Raw genomic sequence first — 19236 nt, 5'->3', positions numbered from 1 at the left:
CCATCGGAGCACCAAGATGCAGAAGCCTCGCGTCGTCCTTGCCTACTCGGGCGGACTGGATACGTCCATCATCGTTCCCTGGCTCAAGGAGAACTACGGCGCCGACGTGATCTGCGTGGCCGCCGACGTGGGCCAGGGCGAGGAGCTCAGCGGACTGGAGGACAAGGCCAGGGCTTCCGGCGCCAGCGCCTGCTACGTCGAAGACCTGCGCGACGACTTTGTCACCGGCTTCGTGTTCCCCACGCTGCGCGCGGGCGCCATCTACGGCCGCAAGTACCTGCTGGGCACGTCCATGGCGCGGCCCATCATCGCCAGGGCGCAGGTGGACATCGCCCGCAAGGTGGGCGCCACGCACCTGGCGCACGGCTGCACCGGCAAGGGCAACGACCAGGTGCGCTTCGAGCTCACCTACGCCGCGCTGGCGCCGGAGCTTCCCGTCATCGCCCCCTGGCGCGAGTGGGACATCCGCAGCCGCGAGGACGCCCTGGCCTACGCCGCCGAGCACGACGTTCCCGTGACGGCGACGAAGGCGAAGATCTACTCGCGCGACCGCAACCTGTGGCACGTGAGCCACGAGGGCGGCCCGCTGGAGGACCCGGCCTACGAGCCCACCGAGGACCTGTTCATGATGACGCGCTCGGCCGAGGACGCGCCGCCGGTGCCCGCGTACGTCACCATCGCGTTCGAGGAGGGCTACCCCGTCGCCGTCGACGGCGAGGCGCTGGGGCCGGTGCAGCTCATCGAGCGGCTGAACGGGATCGGCGGGCGGCACGGCGTGGGCCGCATCGACCTGGTGGAAGACCGGCTGGTGGGGATGAAGTCGCGCGGCATCTACGAGACGCCGGGCGGAACGCTTCTCTACGCCGCGCACTCGGAGCTGGAGCAGCTGGTGCTGGACCGGCGCACGCTGGCGCTCAAGGACGCCATCGCCCCGCGCTACGCGGATCTCGTGTACGAGGGCCGCTGGTGGACCACCGAGCGGATGGCCATGGACGCCCTGGTGGACGTGACGCAGAAGAAGGTGTCGGGCGAAATTCGCCTCAAGCTGCACCGTGGCAACGTGACCGTGGCCGGCCGCTGGAGCGCGCAGTCGCTGTACGACGAGCGGTTCGTGACGTTCGGGGAGGACGACGTGTACCAGCAGTCCGACGCGGCGGGCTTCATCCGCCTGTTCGGGCTTCCCAGCCGCGTGGCCGCGCTCAAGGAGCAGGAGGCCGCGCTGGCGCCCACCCTTCACGCGGCAGACTGACCATGCCCTGCACTCCGACCCTGCCGGCGCAGACGCCGCCGGCCGTGCCCGGCGCCCGCATGTGGGGCGGGCGCTTCGCCAGCGGGCCGGCCCCGGAGATGGACCGGCTTAACCGCTCGCTCCCGGTTGACCGGCGGCTGTGGCGCCAGGACGTGGCCGGCAGCCGCGCCTGGGCCGCCGCCCTGGGCGCCGCGGGCGTCATCGACCCCACCGAGGCCGCCGACCTGCGCAGCGGGCTGGACGCGGTGGAGCAGCGCCTGGACGCGTGGACCGACGCCGACTGGGCCGCGGCCGAGGACGAGGACGTTCACACCCTCGTCGAGCGCCTGCTGGGCGAAGAGGCGGGCCCCGTGGCGGGCAAGCTGCACACGGGCCGCTCGCGCAACGACCAGGTGGCCACCGACTTTCGCCTCTGGGCGCTGGAGGCGGCCAAGGGGCTGGAGGCCGGCCTGCGCGACCTGCAGGCCGCGCTGGTGGAGCAGGCGCAGGCCCACGGCGACACGGTGATGCCGGCGTACACGCACCTGCAGCGCGCGCAGCCGGTTTCGGCCGCGCACTGGCTGCTTTCGCACGCGTATCCCCTGGAGCGCGACCGCGCGCGGCTGACGGACGCGCTGCACCGGGTCAGCGTCCTGCCGCTGGGCTCGGGCGCCATCGCCGGCTGCCCGTTCCCGGTGGACCGCGTGCTGCTCAAGGAGTCGCTGGGCTTCCGCGCCATCAGCGGCAACTCGGTGGACGCCGTGGCCGACCGCGACTGGGTGGCGGAGCTGCTCTTTGTGATGTCGATGGCGGGCGTGCACCTGTCGCGGCTGGCGGAGGACCTAATCCTCTTCGCCACCAGCGAGTTCGGCTTCGTACGGCTGTCGGACCGGTTCAGCACCGGCTCGTCGCTCATGCCGCAGAAGCGGAATCCGGACGCCATGGAGCTGGCGCGCGGCAAGGCGGGGCGGCTGATCGGCGAGCTCGCGGGCTTTCTGGCGCTGCTCAAGGGGCTGCCCAGCGGCTACAACAAGGACCTGCAGGAAGACAAGTCCGCCCTGTTTGCCGCCTTCGACGCGCTGGGCGACGTGCTTCCGGCCGTCGCGGGCACGGTTCGGTCGATGGAGATCGATGCCGGCCGCTGCGCCGCCGCCGTGGACAGCGCCATGCTGGCCACCGACGTGGCGGACTTTCTGGAGCGCCGCGGCGTGCCCTTTCGCGAGGCGCACGGCGCGGTGGGCAAGCTGGTGCGCGCCGCGGAGGGGATGGGGTGCCCGCTGAGCGCCCTGCCGCGCGAGCTGTTCGTGCAGGTGAGTGCGGAGTTCGCCGACGCGGACCTGGAGGCCATGTTCGACGCCCGTGCCTCCATCGAGGCCCGCGCCGCCGCCGGCGGCACCTCGCCGGCCTCCGTCCAGGCCCAGATCGCGGAGCTCAACGCCCCGCTGCTTTGATCCATCGGCGGGCGCGAGGGCCGGCACGGCTCACGCCCGTTGCGACACTGGCGCCGGGGGCCGCCGATACGGGAAAGGGGCTGGCGGATGATACCTATCGTCCGCCAGCCCCTTTCCGCGTTCTCTGAACACACCCGTGCGTCAGAAGTTTACGAGCATTGTCTCCACGCTGTTCTTGGCCCGATCTTCGAGACCGGCGCCGTTGAAGAACTCTCGTGCGCGGTCGCGCAGCCGCGTATCCGGATTCAGCAGGTACGCGCGTCGAAGAAAGTCTATGGAGAGCAGTGGATTTCGCTCCACGTGCTCGGCCATGGTGCTGTAGTAGGATGCGCGATCGTGAAGAGACCTGAGAAAGCGGCGCATACGAGGTTTGAAGTCGCTGCCGTACTGGATGTGCTCGGTCCGCACGAAGTCCGAAGGCATGGTGGCTCCGGGCGTCTTGATGACCAGTGTCTCCTTTCCGTAGGACTGCATCATGCCGACTTCATAAAAGATGTTCGCGATCGTCTCGGTCCGCATTTCCTCATGGATGATCGCTACGCCCAGGGGAACCGAGATGATGTATTCCCAGATCTTAAGGAGAAAGTCCCTCCCGGTGATCGAACTGTCGGCGTCGACGAGTGTGTAGGATTGTTCTTTCAGCACCTGCTTGAGGGCGGACCGAATCTCCGTAAGCACCGGAGGGATTGGCCGGCTCATCTGCGTCATCAGAAAACAGGTGCGCGGCCGGAAAGGAAGCAGCGTTCCATGCGGGCCGCCGTCCGTGGGACGGTAGTAGATCATAGCTTCTTGATCGGAGCGATCGGCACGTTCTTGTATGGACCCTCGGACTTCTTGTACGAGACGATCACGCCCCGGGTGCGGTCAACCTTCACGTACAGACCGCTACGCGGGTTCCGCAGCTGCACATAATCCGGCTTCTCCCTGGCCATCGTCACCGCTCCCTCCATTTCTTTCCGGCGTCGCAGATCATCATCCAGACATCAACATCATCACGAGCCGGGTCATCGCGCAAGGGCCCGGAAGTGACGGTGAAACAGGGGTTTACGCGCTGGCGGGACAGGTGTGGCTTGCGTCCGGATTGAGACAGCCGCGTGCACCTGTTTCCGCTGCCATCCGCACCCGGTAAGACCTTTGGTTTGATGCACTTTCGCGAGAGTTGGCCTCCATGCGACCGTGCTCCATCATCCCAGGTTGGCCAACGCGCGTTCAAAGTGGGTTTGTTCTTGTCAACGCCGGATGAAAACGGCACACGTTCGCCAGGGCGGGGGCGCTGATACGGGAAAGGGCACTGCGAAGATGCGTGTCCGGAACCTCTGATGGACGAATCGGGCTCCGGGGGATGCGCTCCCCGGAGCCCAAAATGCGTCCTGCGTGCCACCCTTCAGTCGCGCCTCAGGGAATCAGGCCGCAGCGGCAGATTCCGCCTGCGCTGCAGTAGCCCTGGCGACCCGGACACGCGTACGCACACGAGGCGTAGTAGTAGTCGTATCCCTTGCTCGGGCAGGTGGCCGCGGCGGTGGACGCCTGCGACGGGGTGGCCAGCGCCTGCGTGGCCCCGAAGCCCAGCGACCCGGCGACCATCAGCCCGAGCAGCCCCCGCCGCAACATCATCGAACTCTGCATACGTCCTCCGTGGATGCGGTCCTTGCCGGGGCCCCTTGCCGCGGCTGACGTGATATACGCACGATATACGCCACAATAATGAAATTAACGCCGTACGCCCGCACGGGGCTGCGTGTGGGCGAAAGACTGGATGGTCGATCCAGATCGCCTCTCGTTCACTTTCATCGATTCTCCGCCACATTGGGCCAGTTGCCGAACACGTCCGTGCGGCTGTTGGCGGTGTTCGCCCGCGGTCTTCCGAAGCCGGTTGGCGCGCTGATAGCTTCGCGCGCATGCCAAAGCCACGCATCTATCTCGACACGACGATCCCGAGCGCGTTTCACACAGACCGCGCTGATCCCGACATGATCGAACGGCGTGCCACTACTCGCATCTGGTGGGACGTCGCCGCCCGTTCATTCGAACTGGTGGTCAGCGACGTCGTCCTCCAGGAACTCTCGGATGGACGTCCAGAGCAGGCCCTGTTGCGCCTCGAGCTGGTGAAAAACCTGCGCAGGCTGCGCTCCGGGCCGGCAGAGTTGGCGACTGCGCTCGCCTACATGCGTCAGAAGGTGATGCCGGGGAATCCGCTCGCCGATGCCTTGCACCTGGCGATCGCCTCACACCAGCGGTGCGATGTTCTGGTCACGTGGAACTACCATCATCTAGCAAATCCTAACAAATTGGATAGGATCAAGAAGCTGAACGCGGGAATGGGACTCTTCCTTCCGCGCATTCTGACGCCGAAGCAACTGCTGGAGGGTGGATGATGAGCAGTAATGGGCGGTCGCCGGACTCGGCACTGGAGCGCGTACCGGAGTTCCCTCGCCCCCCTTTGAGCGATGAGATGGAGCAAACGCTCACGTCGGTCGGCGGCTTCATCGACCGCGCGCGTGAGCAACACGCACGGACCGGCGAGTGGCCGCCCGATCCTCTGCTCGACGAGATTGATGAGATGCGTCGGCGCGTCCAGGCAGAGCACGGGGATGACCCGTGGAAGTTGCTGAAGTGGTACAACCAGGCAGGCGACCGGAAATTCGACCACGACGCCGGTGCGTCCACACAGGACAGTAAGGCGGCGGAGCAGGAAGCCTGTTCGCGAGAGGCCGAAAAGCAGGAAAGGCCCGCAGCGTGAGAGTCGCCGATCGCCTGCTGCTTCTTGCCTTCTCGCTCGCCGCCGCGCCCGCGTTCGCGCAGGCGGCGGGCGAGCCGCGCGCGTGGGATTCGCGGGCCGGGCGGTGGGTGGAGTGGGGCGCGATGGCGGATTCGCTCGCGCGGCACGACGTGGTGGTGGTCGGCGAGCAGCACGACGATCCGGCGACGCACCGCGCCGAGGCAATGCTGCTGGACGCGGTGGGGCGGCGGCGCGGGCGGGTGATGGTGTCGCTGGAGATGTTCGAGCGCGACGTGCAGCCGCTGCTGGACGAGTACGGCGTGGGGCGGGCGACGGAGGCGGACTTCCTGGCGCGCTCCCGGCCGTGGCCCAACTACGCGTCCGACTATCGCCCGCTGGTGGAGCACGCCCGCGCCCGCCGCTGGCCCGTCGTCGCCGCCAACGTCCCGCGTCCGCTGGCGTCCGCCGTGGCGCGCGGGGGGATGGTGGCGCTCGACACGCTTCCGTTCTCGCACCGCCGCCTGTTCGCCGCCGAGCCCCGCTGCGCGCCCGAGGGCGACTACTTCCGGCGCTTTGGCGAGGCGATGGACGGGATGGGGGGGCACGGCGCGGGAGCGGACACCGCCGCGGCGCGTGCCACGCTGGTGCGCTTCTACCAGGCGCAGTGCATCAAGGACGAGACGATGGCGGAGTCCATCGTCCGGGCGCGCGACGTGTGGCGCGGGTGGATGGTCGTCCACTACACCGGCGCCTTTCACTCCGACCGCCGTCTGGGAACGGTGGAGCGCCTGGCCCGCCGGCTGCCGGACGCGCGCATCGCCGTCGTCTCCATCGTCCCCGTGCCCGATCCCACCGCGGCCGATCCCGCCGAGTTCGCGGAGCGCGCCGACTACGTGGTGTTCGTCCCCGCGCCGCCCGTGGCCGCGGCGCCGCAGCCGTGAGCCGGATCGTCGCCCACCGCGATCCGTCGCTGCTCGCCCGCATCGTACGAACGGTGCCGCTGGTGTACGCGGATGGCGCCGACGCCGCGCTGGACCGGCCGGCGCACGTGCGGGCGGGGTCCGGGCTGGCGTGGATCGGCGGCGTGCTGGCGGTGATGCAGGACGACGCCAACTTCGTCGCGCTGGTGGACCCGGCGACCGGTCTCTGCCGCGCCGTGACCCTCCCCGCGGGAGAAGGCGGGCTGCGGCAGTTTGACGACGAGCGCGGCAACAAACGCTTCAAGCTGGACCTGGAGGCGTGTGTGGCGGTGCCGGATGAGTGCGGCGGCCCATCGCTCCTGGCGTTCGGCTCCGGCTCCGCCGCGCTGCGCGAACGGGTGCTGCGGGTGACCGGCGCCGCCGGCCCCGAGCCGCTTGTCGAGATCCGCGAGGCGCTCACCTTCTATGCGCGGCTCCGCGAGACGCTGGAATTCGCGGGGAGCGAGCTGAACGTGGAGGGCGCGGTCTGGCGTGACGGACACATCCTGCTGCTGAACCGCGGCAACGGCGCGGCGGTAGACGGACGCCTGCCGGTAGACGCCATCTGCCAGGTAGACTGGGCCGCGCTGCGTGCCTACCTGGACGGCTCGAGCGTCCATCCCGCACCGGGCCCGCGGAACGTGGTGCAGTACGCGCTGGGGGAGATCGACGGTTCCATGCTTACGTTTACCGACGCGGCGGCGTTCGGCGACTCGCTCATCTACACGGCGACGGCGGAGGCATCGCCCAACGCGGTGGATGACGGGCCGGTGGCGGGCTCGGCGGTCGGGATCATCGGCGCGGACGGCGCGGCGCGGTTCGCGGATTTGCAGGACGCCGCGGGCGGACGCTTTGACGGCAAGGTGGAGGGCATCGCGCGGGGCTCGCGGCCCGGCACACTGTACGTCGTCGTGGACCGCGACGATCCGCACCGTCCGTCGGAGCTGTGCGAGGTGGAGCTGGCGGGCGACTGGCCGGCGTAAAAAGAAGGGGCCTCATCCTCACACGGAATCCGTGTGATTATGAGGCCCTTTCTCTCGCGGTGCGGCGTCGTCAGTCGCCGTTCAGGACGGCCAGGGCGGCGGCTTCCAGCACGTCCACCGCGACGGGCATGCAGTCTTCGCACAGGTCGAAGCGGGGCGAGTGGTGCGGGTGCGTCATCCCCAGCTCCTCGCTGCGCCCGCCGACGAAGAAGTAGCAGCCGGGAACCCGCTTCAGGACGTCGCCAAAGTCTTCCGCCGCCATCGTCCGCACGTCCGGGTCCGTCCGCACGCGGTCGGCGCCCACGATGCGCTCCGCCTCGCGCGCCACCACCTGTGCGATGCGCGGATCGTTTACCGTGGGCGGGCCCTCCCATCGAAAGCGATAGTCGTACGTGGCCCCCAGGGCGGCGCACACGCCGGCGATCACCCGCTCCACATGCCGCGGGAGTGCCTCCAGCAGCGCCGGGTCAAATGCGCGCACGGTCCCCGTGAGCTTCGCCGTCTCGGCGATCACGTTGTGCGCCTGCCCCGCGTGAAAGCTGCCCACGGTGACTACGGCCGGCTCCAGCGGCGGCGCCGTGCGCGAAACGATGCTCTGCAGCGCACCGACGATCTGCGTGGCCACGTACAACGCGTCGATGGTTTCGTGCGGCAGCGCGCCGTGGCCGCCGCGCCCCTTCACCTCCACGGACCACTCGATCGCCCCCGCCATCTGCGGCCCCTGGACCACGCCGACGATGCCGCTGGGAAGCCCCAGCCACACGTGCAGCCCCAGCGCGGCGTCCACACCCTCCAGCACGCCGGCCTCGATCATCCCCATCGCCCCGCCCAGCCCCTCTTCCGCCGGCTGAAACATGTACTTTACCGTGCCGCGCCACCCGTCGCGCGACCGCGCCAGCCGCTCCGCCACGGCCAGGCCGACCGCCACGTGCGCATCGTGCCCGCAGGCGTGCATCACCCCCGCGGTGCCGGAAACAAAGTCGTGCGTGCACTCCTCGTCGATGGGGAGCGCGTCCATGTCCGCGCGCAGCAGCAGCGTGGGGCCATCGCCCGCGCCACCGCGCAGTGTGCCCACCACGCCCGTAACCGCCACCCCCGTCTGCACCGTATAGCCCGCCGCGCGCAGCCGCTCGGCGGCGATGCCGGCGGTGCGGTGCTCGTGAAAGCCCAGCTCGGGGTGGCGGTGCAGGTCGCGGCGGGTGGCGACCAGCAGTTCGGTTTCTTCGGCAATCGTCATCGATTTCGCATCCGGAAGTCGTGTGTAGGAGCGAAAGATAGGACGCCGGGGGGCGGATCGAAACGGCATTTGACGCGGGGCCGCGGAGAAAACAAGGAGCCGCGGAGGAACTGCGATCTCCTCCGCGGCTCTCTTGTTCATCTCCGCGCCTCCGCGTGAGATCGTGCTCCCGTTTCAGACGGGCGACGCGGCCGCGGTGACGATGCCGCCGCCGACCACCTCGCGAAAGACGGAGAAGAGGGTGGGATCAAAGATGTGCCCCGCGTCGGCCTGCATGATCCGCAGCGTGTGCTCGTGCGGAAACGCCTTGCGGTACGGTCGGTCGGTGGCGAGTGCGTCGTACACGTCGGCGACGCAGAGGATGCGGGCGGAGAGCGGGATGTCCTCGCCGGACAGGCGCGCGGGGTAGCCGCTGCCGTCCCACGCCTCGTGGTGATGGCGCACCATGGGCCGTACGTCCCAGGGAAACTCCAGGTCGTTGATCAGCTCCACGCCGGCGTCGGGGTGGCGCTCCATCACGGCGCGCTCTTCGGGGGTGAGCGGACCCGGCTTGTTCAGGATGGCGGGCGGGACGACGATCTTGCCCACGTCGTGCAGCAGCGCGCCCATGCGGAACCAGAGCAGTGTTCCGTCATCGAACCCCACCGCCGACGCCAGCGCGCACGCCCGGTCGGCCACCCGCTCACAGTGGCCCTGCGTGTAGTGGTCGGCGGATTCGATGGACTGCCCCCACATGGTGACGATGGACAGGAACATCGTTTCCAGGTCGTGCAGCCGCGCGGAAACGTCGGACAGGTCGCGGCGCGCCTCCAGCCGGGTGAACAGCCGGTGCGCCAGGTTCAGCTGCTGCAGCGTCTCGCGGTTGCGCTGCCGCAGCCAGTGCAGCGCCGCCAGCTCGCGCGCCGTCTCGGCGCGCAGCAGCAGCTCGCCGCGCTCCTCGGCGATGCGCGCGGCGGTGGCCAGGTGCTCGTCGGCCGCCGCCCAGTCGCCGGTTTCGCGGGCGATCACGCCCAGGTGCTTGTGCGACTCCGCCTGGCCAAACGGGTCGCCCATCTCCAGGGCCAGCGCCAGCGCCGCGCGGCAGGCGGTGCCCGCCTCGGCCCAGCGCTCCTGGGCCGTCAGCAGCTCCACACGGTTGTTCTCCACCCGCAGCCGCGTTCCCGCGTCGTCCAGCCGCGTGCAGATGTCCAGCGCCTCCGCGTACGCCCGCTCGGCCGCGCGCCACCGCCGCTGGTCCGTGTACAGCATTCCCAGGTTGCTGAGGGCGCCCGCGGCGTAGTGGTTCTCACCGAGCGCACGATACGCGGCCAGACTGGCGCGGTAGCGCTTGAGCGCACCTTTGTAGTCGCCGCGGATGTTGCTCAATACGCCCAGGTTCTGGTCGATCATGGCCGTCAGCGTAGCCTCGCCCGCACGGCTGGCCACATCCCGTGCCTGCAGGTACAGGGTGTGTGCCTCGTCCAGGCTGCCGCGGGTGCGCAGCACGTTGCCCATCACGTTCATCGAATGCGCCATCGACAGCGCGTCCCCCGCCGCCTCCGCCACCGCGATCGCCACGGTAGCCGCGTCGTGTGCGGCGTCCAGATCCATGGACTCCAGCCGGCAGCGCGCCACCCACCGCAGCAGCGAGCACGCGAGCGGTGCGTTCTGCGCGCCACGCAGCCCGTGCAGCGCCTCTTCGTACAGCGCAACCGCGTCGTCGCGGCGTCCCTCGCGCTCCGCCGCCTGGGCGTGCGCGATGACCACGGCGATCCCGGCGGGGGTGTCGGGCAGCGGGGGGGTCATCGAGGAAAACTCGGATGCAGTCGGCAGGATATTGTCAAGCAGGAGCATCGTACCCGCGCCCCGTATGTAAGCTCCGCGGTCCGCCCATGCAACGTTGTTGTTTCTGAAGCGCGAAGGGGCCGGGTCCGTGCCGGACCCGGCCCCTCCGTAACGATGGTTTTCGGCGCGTTCGTTCGCGTCAGCGCTCGAAAGGCACCACGTTGCCGGAAGCGTTGATGTACCCGCTGCGGCGGGCGGATACGGTATAGCCGGAGAAGTGCTGCACGTCGAACCGCAACCGGGAGCCGGTTACGTCCACCGCCGTGGGCCGCGACTCGCGCACGATGGCGGTCAGCCCGTCCAGAAGCCCGGTTTCGGGAAAGTACACGCCCTCCAGCTCGCGCAGCACCGCCGGGTCGGCGAACGCCGCCGTGCCGCGCAGGTCCTGCGTGATGGTCGGCGCCTTGTGAAACGCCAGCCCGTGCGGCTGAAACAGGTACGCCACCGCCGTCCCCGGCACCGCGACCACCGTGATGGGCGTGGGTAGCCGGACGGCGTTGGGAGGGAACGTCATGGTGAAGCCCGCCTCGGGGATGCGGATGACCCCGCCCCCGCGGCCGATCACGGCGACTGCCGCAAAATTGTGCAGCAGCGGCTCGGAACGCTGCAGCACGTCGACCACCATCGGGGGATCGGACAGGTCCAGCGACGGTCCGCCCGTGGTGATGAGTCCCGACGGCTGCGTGCTGTCGGGGCCGCACGCGGCCAGGGTGGCGACCGCCAGCAGGACGGCGGCGCGAAGGTGCTTCAGCATGGTTCCGGCTCCAGGCATTTTTTGAACAGCGGATTTCTCGGGACGCGAAGTGAGCAATAAGCGCGCCGAATCTGGTTCATCATAGTGTAGCAGGCGCCCCTCCGGCAAGCGGTCCGAACGACCGCTCCGGAGCTTCCATCCCGTCCGCGAGCGGCCGCTGCAGCAGGTCCACCCCGTTCATGGCCAGCCTTCGGACGGAGTGCGCCGCATCCTGCTCCCCCCGCTCCGCCTCCCACTGCGCGTGCCGGGCGAGCAGCGCCACCTCCAGCGCGCGCCCCAGCGTCAGCGCGAACCGCCGCGCCCCGGCCTCCACCTCCGCGCGGCCGCCCTGCATCGCCCGCTCCAGCCACGCCTCCGCCCGCTCGATGGCGCCCGCCGCCGCGCGGATCACCGGCACCAGCGCGGGATCCTCCACCCCCGCCGCGCACCGCTCCACCTCCGCGCGCACCGGGCCCAAGCCGCCGGCGGACTCCAGCGCGCGCAGGGTGTCGAGCGACAGCACGTTGGTCGTCCCCTCCCAGATGGACAGCACCTGCGCGTCGCGGAGGAGGGTGGGAATCCCCGTGTCTTCCACGTACCCCGCGCCGCCAAACGCCTCCACCACCTCGCTGGCCACGGCCACGGCCTGGCGCGCGGTGGTCAGCTTGGCCAGCGGCGTCAGCACGCGCAGCAGCGCGCGGCCGGCGTCGTCGATCTCCCCCGCCTCCTGCGCGCCCAACAGCTCCGCCACGCGAAACGTCAGGTGCAGCGCGCCCATCCATTCCGCGCGCAGGCCGGCCAGCGTGTCGGCGTGCAGCGGCTGCTCCGCCAGCGTGGCGCCGAACGCGGACCGCCGCCGGGCGTAGTCGTCCGCCAGCGCCAGCCCGCGCCGCATCAGCGCGACGGCGCTCACCGCGTTCCACGTCCGCGTAACGTTCAGCATCGGCGCGATGGTACGTACGCCGTCGCCCAGGCCCAGCACGGGGACGGCGGGCGTCCCATCCAGCGTGAGTTCCGCCGTCGGCAGCTTGCGCGTCCCCAGCTTGTCCTTCAGGCGGTCGATGCGGATCCCCCTCAACATCCCCGCATCGTCCCGCGTCTCCACGTAGAACAGCGCCAGTCCGCGGCCGCCGGGCGGGTTGCCGGCCGGGCGGGCGAGTGTCAGCGCCATCTGCGACGTGGCGGCGGAGGTGAACCACTTGCGACCGTGCAGCCGCCATCCGCCGTCCGGGTCCGGCCGCGCCTCCGTCTCGCTGCCGCCCACGTCGGAGCCGCCGGCCGTTTCCGTCATCCACTGCCCGCTGGTCCAGAACGCGGCCGGGTCGCGGCTGACAAGGTGCGGGACGGCGCGGCCGATCAGGTCGCGGTTGCCGGAATCCAGCAGCACCCGAGCGGCGCCGTCCGTCATCGCCAGCGGGCAGGCGTAGATGTCGGTGGATGGCGTGAACAGGTACGCCAGCGCGAACTGGTGGATGCGGGAGAAGCGGCCGTGCGCGCGCTCGTACGCCGTGGCGACCACCCCGTGCTGCGCGGCGATCCGCTCCGCCGCCTGCCACAGCGGCGTGAGCTGGATGCGGTCCACGCGGTTGCCCCACGGGTCCCACTGCGTCAGCACGGGCTCGCTCAGCCGGTCCGCCAGCTGGACGGGGTACAGTTCCGCGGACAGGCGGCCCATCTCGCGCAGCGACGGCTCGACCTCGCGCAGCACCGGCGCCGGAAGCAGCCGCGCGATCAGTGACCGAAAGGCCCCGTCGGCGTCGAACTGGTTGCCCAGCACGGGGGGCGCCTGGATAAAGCTCATCGTCAGGATCGGGACGTGGGGAACGCGGATGACGAACGATACGGGCGCCGGGCCCCGCAGGGCAATCCACGCGTAAAGCAAGTGTCGACAAACGTTTGATCGACCGGCAAGGGAAACACTTGAGGCTCAGCGAGGTACAAGGGACGGTCCCTGGTACCGCCGGACTGCCCGGTTCTTGCATGCCATCCATTCCGCACGCCACGCCAGCCTGACCGGACAGACCATGACCTCAGTTTCGGTCCTCCTCGTGGAGGACAATGAAGACAATCGTACCATCTACACCACCATCCTGCGTCACTGCGGCCACGAGGTCGCCGAGGCCGGCACGGGCGAGGAGGGGATTCGCCTTGCGCGCGAGCTGCACCCGGCCGTGATCCTGATGGACGTCGCCATGCCGGGGATCGACGGGTGGGAGGCCACCCGCCGCCTGAAGGCCGACCCGGTCACCGCGCACATCCCGGTGATCGCGCTGACCGCGCACGCCATGGCCGAGGACCGCCAGCGCGCGGTGGAGGCCGGGTGCGAGAGCTACCTGGCCAAGCCCATCGAGCCGCGCCGCGTGGTGGAAGAGGTGGAGAAGCTCCTGGCCCGCGTCGCCGCCTCCGCCGCCGCCGCGCAGGCGGCCGAGCCCCCCGCCGTCATCGCGGACTAGGCGCCGTCCGGGCGATCGGCTGGAGCGATGGAACTCGCGGGGTTGACGTCGCCATCGCCCATTCTGGTAGATGAACCAACAGCCCTCCCACCGATCTTTCGGTGCGGGGGCTGATCGTTTGCGCACCCCCCCGGCGCCCCCTCCGGGCCGGCACCACCTGCCCACCTCCCCGAAACTGCCGGGGGAGGTTGGTTGTGAGACCATCTCCCGGATTTCGATGTGCAGTGGGGGAACGATTTTCACGCGGAGGCGCGGAGAAAACAGAAGAGGCGCGGAGGGAACGCCAAAAACACCTCCGCGCCTCCGCGTGATGTTTTTCCGTTGTTCCTCTGATTGCACAACGAACTGCGAGAAAATGGTATGAGACAGGGTGCCGACGCTTCGGACGGTCCGGCGCAGGCCCCTCCGGGCGAGCACCACTCAGCGGCCACCACTCCCAGCGCTGGATGTTCAACCTCCCCCAGGGGTTTTTGGGGGAGGTGGGCGAGGTTTACGAGCCCGGAGGGGGGCGCCGTGGGCGCCAGCGCGAGGCCCGTCGACGAGCCAGGATTCCTCGGATACCAGCTCCCCTCTCCGCGAGCGAGCGGGAAGGGGACGGGCACCTGGCCAGCGCAGTTCGATGCTTTTCGGTCGATTCTCATCCGCCGGCTCCTTTCGCCACCCCGCCGGACGCTGTACCCTGCATCGTCAAACATCCACGCAAACGGAAAATCGGGATCAGAGAGGGGCGGATGGAGGTGTTCACGGAGGAGTGGTGCACGGCCTGCTGCGACCGGCTGAACCAGCGGGAGAGCTACCGCCTTGCCGCGGCCGGGTGGGAAGGCGCCGCGGTGCTGCTGATGTCGGCGGATGTGGAGCACGGCATCGACAGCGGCCGCGCGGTGTGGCTGGACATTCACCACGGCCAGTGCCGCGGCACCCGCGTGGCGACGGAGGAGGACCTGGAAACCGCCGCGTACGTTTTCCGCGCCGATGCCGCCCACTGGAAGCGCCTGCTGGCTGGCGAGGTGGACCCCGTCGCCGCGGTGATGGCGGGAAAGCTCAAGCTGTCGCGGGGCAACCTGTTCACGCTGGCCAAGTACGCCCCCGCCGCGCGCGAGATGGTGGCCGCCGCCGGCGACGTGGGCGGCACGTTCCCTACGACGACGGCGTGATCGGCCGCTGCACGGGCCTTCCGCGGCTCCGCCGACCGTGCATGCGCGGGGCGGAACCACCGAAAGGTCCGCGCGCACGGCCGACTTTCTGACCAGGGGGTGGTGCCGGCACTCGCACCGGCCGCCGGAAACCGGGGCAGCCCGCACCCCGTATCATCGCGCGATCCGGCCGGGGTTTACTCGCGGCCGCAAGGACACGACTCGCAGGTGCCCCCTCCATCACAGGTAAAGTAGCCGTCGCAGCTGGGGAGGCCTGGACACGTGCAGAAGGTGTATTCGGTGCGCCACTTTCCAAGCACGGTACCGCGCGCTTCGACCGTGGCCGACGTGCCGAAGGAGTCGACGGCCAGCTGCTCCAGGTTCAGCTTCAGCTTCTTCATGGCGCCTCTGCAGGATGTGGATTCGATGGATGGAGCCTGCCTGCCCCGCCCGCCCGCCATCACGATCTTCGCGCTCGACGCGTGCAGGAAGCCGTGGAGGAGGAATAGATGCGGACAAGATTGTAGCATTACCAGTGCCACGGTACCCCTCGGATCTCACGGCGGCCTGAGGTGCCGGATCGTGCGAGCAAGCCGGGGACGAGATCGCAACGGAAGGCTGACGTCTGAACGTGAACCGCAGGGACCTGTTCCGCCTGCCCTTTCTGCAGGCCGCCGAGCCGCTGGAGCCGATCCAGCGGCGCCCGCACCCCGTGCCCGGCGCCGAGCCCGGCGTGCTGGTGTCGGAGCCCGGCGCCGCGCCGCCCGCCATGACGGTCATGGCGTTCGGTCCGCACGAGATCACCGAATCGTCCGTGGACGACCTGCAGCTGCTGCGTACCATGCGCGGCAAGTGGCCGGTGGTGTGGCTGAACGTGAACGGCGTGGCTCACGCGCCCACCCTGGCCGCCATCGGCGACATCTTCGGGCTGCACCGGCTGGCGCTGGAGGACCTGGGCGACGTGCGGCAGCGGGCCAAGGTAGAGGCGTACGGCGACGACACGATGTTCGTGCTGGTGCGCATGGCGCGGCTGGCGCCGGAGCTGGACCTGGAGCAGGTGGGCGTGTTCGTGGGCCGGGACTTCGTCATCACCTTCCAGGAGCGGCCGGGCGACGTGCTGGATTCGCTGCGCCAGCGCATCCGCGCCAGCCGGGGGCGCGTGCGGCAGAGCGGGCCGGACTACCTGGCGTACTCCGTCATCGACACCATCGTCGACCACTACTTTCCCGTGGCCGAGGCGTACGCCGACCGGCTGGACGCGCTGGAGGACGAGATCGTCAACCGTCCCAGCCGCGACGCCATGACGCGGCTGCACAACATCAAGCGCGAGCTGATGTCGCTGCGGCGCGCCGTGTGGCCCATGCGCGACGCGCTCAACTACATCGTGCGCGAGCCGGGCCCGCTCATCACCGAGCAGTCGCTGGTGTATTTTCGCGACACGGCCGACCACTGCTTTCAGGTGATGGACCTGGTGGAGACGTACCGCGACCTGGGCTCGTCGCTCACGGACCTGTACCTGAGCAACGTGAGCAACCGCATGAACGAGATCATGAAGGTGCTCACCGTGTTCGCGGCCATCTTCATCCCCCTGGGCTTTATCACCGGCGTGTACGGGATGGACGTGGAGCACCCCCGCCGCGCCTGGTGGTGGGATTGGCCGTTCGTCCTTACGCTGATGGGCGTGACGGCCCTGCTGCTGCTGGGCTGGTTTGCGCGGAAGGGGTGGCTGAGCGGGGATGATGGATGAGGGGAGGCGGTGGCAGACGATTCGCGCCGCCCCTTTCCCCTACGAGCCGTTGAAGCCCCGTTCCGCGAGCGCACGCGAGCGGAGACGGGGCTTATGGCATGTCGAGCCGCGGGGCTTCAGCCCCCGGTGTTGGCGGCGGGCGAATCCCGGCGAGGTCACCGTCGAACGTCACCCGTTCACCCGTTCACCCGTTCACCCGTTCACCCGTTCACCCGTTCACCCCTTCCCGCCCAGCAGCCGCTCCGCCTCCGCGGCCTCCATCGGCCGGCCCCACAGGTAGCCCTGGCCATAGGTGCATCCCATCTGGCGCAGCTGCTCGGCCTGCGCGGGATCGTCCACGCCTTCGCCCGTGGTTTCCAGCCCCAGCGCCTCCGCCATGGCGATGATGGCGCGCACGATGGCCACGTGCTTGCTCCCGCCGGCCATCGCGACGATGAACGAGCGGTCGATCTTGAGCACGTCCAGCGGAATGCGGTGCAGGTACGAAAGCGCGCTGTAGCCGGTGCCAAAGTCGTCCACCTGCAGCTGCACGCCCAGCGCCTTGAGCGCGTGCAGCAGCGCGATGGCCTCGTCCGCGTCGCCCATCACCATGCTCTCCGTCACCTCCAGCTTGAGCGCGGCTGGCTGCACCCCGCTGCGCTCCAGCACCCCCCGCACGTGCTCCACCAGCCCCGGCCGCGCAAACTGGCGCATGGACAGGTTGATCCCCATCGCCAGCGGCGGGTCCATGGGATCACGTGCGTGCCATCTGGCAAGCTGGTGCGCCGCCTGCTCCAGCACCCACTCGCCGATGGGGACGATGAGGCCCGTCTCCTCCGCCACCGGGATAAAGTCGGCGGGGGAAACCAGGCCGCGCTCCGGGTGCACCCAGCGAACCAGCGCCTCGAACCCGCGAACGCGCCCATCGTCCAACCCCACGATCGGCTGGTAGAACACGCGCAGCTGGCCGCGGCTCAGCGCGTGGTGCAGGTCGCCGTGCAGGCGCATGGCCGCCATCGAATGCGCGTGCATGTCGGCGGAGAACAGCTGCACCACGCCGGTGTGCCGGGCGCGCGCCATCGCTACCTCCGCGTCTCGCAGCACCTGATCGGCGTCCGCGTGCCCCTCGCCGCCCACCACCACGCCCACGTCGGCGCCGCAGAACACCTCCTGCCCGTCCAGCCGGTAGCCGCCGCTCAGCGCGCGCGCCATCCGTTCCGCGACCCGCACCACCTCGCCCTCGCCGCGCACGCCTTTCAACAGGACCAGAAAGTCGTCGCCGGCGGCGGGCGCCACCACGTCGCCGGGGCGCACGCAGGCGTCCAGGCGCTGCGCCACGAGCGCCAGCAGTTCGTCGCCGCGCTGGTGGCCCAGCGTCTCGTTGACGCGCTGAAAGCGGTTCAGGTCCAGGTGGATGACGGCAAAGCGGCGCTCCGGGCGCTGGGCGAAGGTCGCCAGTGCACGGGTGACGTGGCGCAGAAACGCCGCGCGGTTGGGCATTCCGGTGTTGGGGTCGTACAGCGCGTCGGTCGCACCGCCGGCGTTCTGCTCAAAGGCGTGGACGATGACCTGGATCTGCTGCTCTCCGCGCGTGTCGTGCATCGCCACGCAGGTGATCTCCGCCAACACAGCCTCGCCGTCCACACCGCGCAGGCGTACGGCGCGGCGGCTCACCTGCCCGGCCTCCAGCTCCGCGCGGATCGCCTCCCACTCCGCCGGGTCGTCAAACAGGTCCGCCAGGTGCCGCGGTTCTTCCCCGTCCGCCGCCACCCCGAAGCGCGCGAGCGCCGCCGGGTTCGCCTCCGCGATGCGCCCGGCCTCGTCGGCCATCCACACCGCGTCCTGCGTGTGATTGAAGAGCGCGCGGAAACGTTGCGGCATATTCGGGCGGAGCGGTGGGACCGTGGGATGCAAAAACGCGCGGACAATGGCCGCGCGTTCAGATGCGCTGGGAGAAGATCGTGAGCCGAGCTACGTTACGCTACGCAAGCCGCCTCGGTGATGTCCACATAGGCGACGCGCGACGTTGGCGCAGGAATGGGCTCGCCGTCGATCTGCATTTGCTCCAGGTGAATGTGGATTCCTTCCCGGATCAGCTTTCCGACCTCGGCTTCCGTTTTCGCAACGGCAACACAGCCCGGAAGGTCGGGAACGTAGGCACCGTAGGACGTGGGGCCTCGCTCGATCACGATGATGTATCCACACCTTTCGTGAGCCCCGTTCGAGGGTGACCCCGAAGTGCCCAGAGCGTCTTCGTATTCGAGCCGTGAGGCGGGCAGAGGAATCGGCTCGCCATCCGCGCGAATCGCTTCGAAGTGAAACTCCAGCGCTTCACGCATCTGGGCCGTCACTTCGGCTTCCGTCTCCCCGACAGCAACGCAGCCATCCACGTCAGGAACGTAGGCAGAAAAGCCAGTCGACGTCGGTTCGATGACAACAGCGTACTCCATAGCTACCTCAGGCCAGCTTGCTTCAGGATGCTGATGACCGTCTTGGGCGCGAGATTGAAACTCGGTTTACCCGGTACAGTCACCGTACCACGCTTCGTTGGATGCTTGAACTGGCGGTGACTTCCCCTTGTGCGAGCAAGATACCAGCCGTCAGCGGTGATGATGGAGATTACCTCCTTTACTTTCATCTGCGCCAGCCCTTTGGCAGATTGTCGTCATCAAAATGTGGTGTTTCGGGTGCGGATGCGGCGTGGTGATGCGACGGCCGGCGCGGGGCGCTCCCGCGCCCGCCGTCTTGGAGCCCCCCGTTTCCGCGCCACCACGGTCAAAGCATTCAGGC

The 19236-nt window shown here is 69.3% G+C and carries 21 protein-coding genes and 1 pseudogene; 10 read left to right on the top strand and 12 right to left on the bottom strand.

What is annotated here, in order from left to right:
* The first annotated feature begins 16 nt into the window (after positions 1 to 16).
* Positions 17 to 1249 (top strand): argininosuccinate synthase, encoded by a 1233-nt coding sequence (locus ACOJUJ_RS15010; RefSeq protein WP_420127703.1) that lies wholly within the window; start codon positions 17 to 19, stop codon positions 1247 to 1249.
* Between the two features lie 2 nt (positions 1250 to 1251).
* Positions 1252 to 2679, top strand: a complete 1428-nt coding sequence (argH, locus tag ACOJUJ_RS15005; RefSeq protein WP_420127702.1) for an argininosuccinate lyase — start codon at positions 1252 to 1254, stop codon at positions 2677 to 2679.
* A gap of 141 nt (positions 2680 to 2820) precedes the next feature.
* Here argH and ACOJUJ_RS15000 read toward each other — a convergent pair whose 3' ends face one another.
* The 3 genes from ACOJUJ_RS15000 to ACOJUJ_RS14990 form a co-directional block, all read right to left on the bottom strand.
* The gene (locus tag ACOJUJ_RS15000; RefSeq protein WP_420127701.1) at positions 2821 to 3462 is read right to left on the bottom strand and encodes a hypothetical protein; all 642 of its coding nucleotides are present in this window, start codon (positions 3460 to 3462) and stop codon (positions 2821 to 2823) included.
* Positions 3459 to 3617 (bottom strand): hypothetical protein, encoded by a 159-nt coding sequence (locus ACOJUJ_RS14995; protein ID WP_420127700.1) that lies wholly within the window; start codon positions 3615 to 3617, stop codon positions 3459 to 3461. Before ACOJUJ_RS14995 ends, ACOJUJ_RS15000 begins: the two co-directional genes overlap by 4 nt.
* 457 nt (positions 3618 to 4074) lie before the next feature.
* Positions 4075 to 4305, bottom strand: coding sequence for a hypothetical protein (locus tag ACOJUJ_RS14990; protein WP_420127699.1), 231 nt, complete (start codon positions 4303 to 4305; stop codon positions 4075 to 4077).
* Between the two features lie 272 nt (positions 4306 to 4577).
* Here ACOJUJ_RS14990 and ACOJUJ_RS14985 point away from each other — a divergent pair, with 272 nt between their 5' ends.
* The 4 genes from ACOJUJ_RS14985 (at position 4578) to ACOJUJ_RS14970 (ending at position 7340) form a co-directional block, all read left to right on the top strand.
* A complete protein-coding gene (locus ACOJUJ_RS14985; RefSeq protein WP_420127698.1) occupies positions 4578 to 5054 on the top strand; it encodes a type II toxin-antitoxin system VapC family toxin in 477 nt (158 codons plus the stop codon).
* Positions 5055 to 5131: 77 nt separating this feature from the next.
* Entirely contained in the window at positions 5132 to 5419 is a 288-nt protein-coding gene (locus ACOJUJ_RS14980) for a hypothetical protein (protein ID WP_420127697.1), read from the top strand.
* Entirely contained in the window at positions 5416 to 6339 is a 924-nt protein-coding gene (locus ACOJUJ_RS14975) for a ChaN family lipoprotein (protein WP_420127696.1), read from the top strand. Before ACOJUJ_RS14980 ends, ACOJUJ_RS14975 begins: the two co-directional genes overlap by 4 nt.
* A complete protein-coding gene (locus tag ACOJUJ_RS14970; RefSeq protein WP_420127695.1) occupies positions 6336 to 7340 on the top strand; it encodes a DUF6929 family protein in 1005 nt (334 codons plus the stop codon). Before ACOJUJ_RS14975 ends, ACOJUJ_RS14970 begins: the two co-directional genes overlap by 4 nt.
* Before the next feature lie 70 nt (positions 7341 to 7410).
* Here the strand turns inward: ACOJUJ_RS14970 and ACOJUJ_RS14965 are convergent, their stop codons facing one another.
* From ACOJUJ_RS14965 to ACOJUJ_RS14950, 4 genes are all read right to left on the bottom strand, one after another.
* The gene (locus ACOJUJ_RS14965; protein WP_420127694.1) at positions 7411 to 8577 is read right to left on the bottom strand and encodes a M20 metallopeptidase family protein; all 1167 of its coding nucleotides are present in this window, start codon (positions 8575 to 8577) and stop codon (positions 7411 to 7413) included.
* 174 nt (positions 8578 to 8751) lie between these two features.
* Positions 8752 to 10362: an HD domain-containing phosphohydrolase gene (locus tag ACOJUJ_RS14960; RefSeq protein WP_420127693.1), complete on the bottom strand. Its 1611-nt coding sequence runs from the start codon at positions 10360 to 10362 to the stop codon at positions 8752 to 8754.
* A gap of 178 nt (positions 10363 to 10540) precedes the next feature.
* Entirely contained in the window at positions 10541 to 11155 is a 615-nt protein-coding gene (locus ACOJUJ_RS14955) for a hypothetical protein (RefSeq protein WP_420127692.1), read from the bottom strand.
* A 79-nt stretch (positions 11156 to 11234) separates the two neighbouring features.
* Positions 11235 to 12935, bottom strand: a complete 1701-nt coding sequence (locus ACOJUJ_RS14950) for an acyl-CoA dehydrogenase family protein (protein WP_420127691.1) — start codon at positions 12933 to 12935, stop codon at positions 11235 to 11237.
* Positions 12936 to 13158: 223 nt separating this feature from the next.
* Between ACOJUJ_RS14950 and ACOJUJ_RS14945 the strand changes: the two genes are divergently transcribed.
* Positions 13159 to 13587: a response regulator gene (locus tag ACOJUJ_RS14945; protein ID WP_420127690.1), complete on the top strand. Its 429-nt coding sequence runs from the start codon at positions 13159 to 13161 to the stop codon at positions 13585 to 13587.
* Between the two features lie 731 nt (positions 13588 to 14318).
* Positions 14319 to 14741: an SCP2 sterol-binding domain-containing protein gene (locus ACOJUJ_RS14940; RefSeq protein WP_420127689.1), complete on the top strand. Its 423-nt coding sequence runs from the start codon at positions 14319 to 14321 to the stop codon at positions 14739 to 14741.
* A 176-nt stretch (positions 14742 to 14917) separates the two neighbouring features.
* On the opposite strand, the gene ACOJUJ_RS14935 is transcribed toward ACOJUJ_RS14940, so the two are convergent.
* On the bottom strand, positions 14918 to 15121 hold the full coding sequence (locus tag ACOJUJ_RS14935) for a pinensin family lanthipeptide (RefSeq protein WP_420127688.1): 204 nt from the start codon (positions 15119 to 15121) through the stop codon (positions 14918 to 14920).
* Positions 15122 to 15351: 230 nt separating this feature from the next.
* On the opposite strand from ACOJUJ_RS14935, the gene corA reads away from it, so the two are divergent.
* A complete protein-coding gene (gene corA / locus ACOJUJ_RS14930) occupies positions 15352 to 16467 on the top strand; it encodes a magnesium/cobalt transporter CorA (protein ID WP_420127687.1) in 1116 nt (371 codons plus the stop codon).
* Positions 16468 to 16683: 216 nt separating this feature from the next.
* Here the strand turns inward: corA and ACOJUJ_RS14925 are convergent, their stop codons facing one another.
* From ACOJUJ_RS14925 to ACOJUJ_RS14910, 4 genes and pseudogenes are all read right to left on the bottom strand, one after another.
* The gene (locus tag ACOJUJ_RS14925) at positions 16684 to 18327 is read right to left on the bottom strand and encodes a putative bifunctional diguanylate cyclase/phosphodiesterase (RefSeq protein ID WP_420127686.1); all 1644 of its coding nucleotides are present in this window, start codon (positions 18325 to 18327) and stop codon (positions 16684 to 16686) included.
* A gap of 95 nt (positions 18328 to 18422) precedes the next feature.
* Positions 18423 to 18635, bottom strand: coding sequence for a type II toxin-antitoxin system HicB family antitoxin (locus tag ACOJUJ_RS14920; protein ID WP_420127717.1), 213 nt, complete (start codon positions 18633 to 18635; stop codon positions 18423 to 18425).
* 81 nt (positions 18636 to 18716) lie between these two features.
* Positions 18717 to 18896 (bottom strand): annotated as a pseudogene (locus ACOJUJ_RS14915) (type II toxin-antitoxin system HicB family antitoxin); the annotation flags it as partial.
* A 2-nt stretch (positions 18897 to 18898) separates the two neighbouring features.
* Positions 18899 to 19084 (bottom strand): type II toxin-antitoxin system HicA family toxin, encoded by a 186-nt coding sequence (locus ACOJUJ_RS14910; protein WP_420127685.1) that lies wholly within the window; start codon positions 19082 to 19084, stop codon positions 18899 to 18901.
* On the opposite strand from ACOJUJ_RS14910, the gene ACOJUJ_RS14905 reads away from it, so the two are divergent.
* Positions 19056 to 19236: hypothetical protein (locus tag ACOJUJ_RS14905; RefSeq protein ID WP_420127718.1), on the top strand; the 181-nt coding region annotated here is incomplete at its 3' end. The genes ACOJUJ_RS14910 and ACOJUJ_RS14905 overlap by 29 nt on opposite strands.

The organism is Longimicrobium sp. (genome assembly GCF_048594345.1).
Lineage (GTDB): Bacteria > Gemmatimonadota > Gemmatimonadetes > Longimicrobiales > Longimicrobiaceae > Longimicrobium.
The sequence above is the reverse complement of the archived record's forward strand: the minus strand, read 5'-3'. Positions and strand labels throughout refer to the sequence as shown.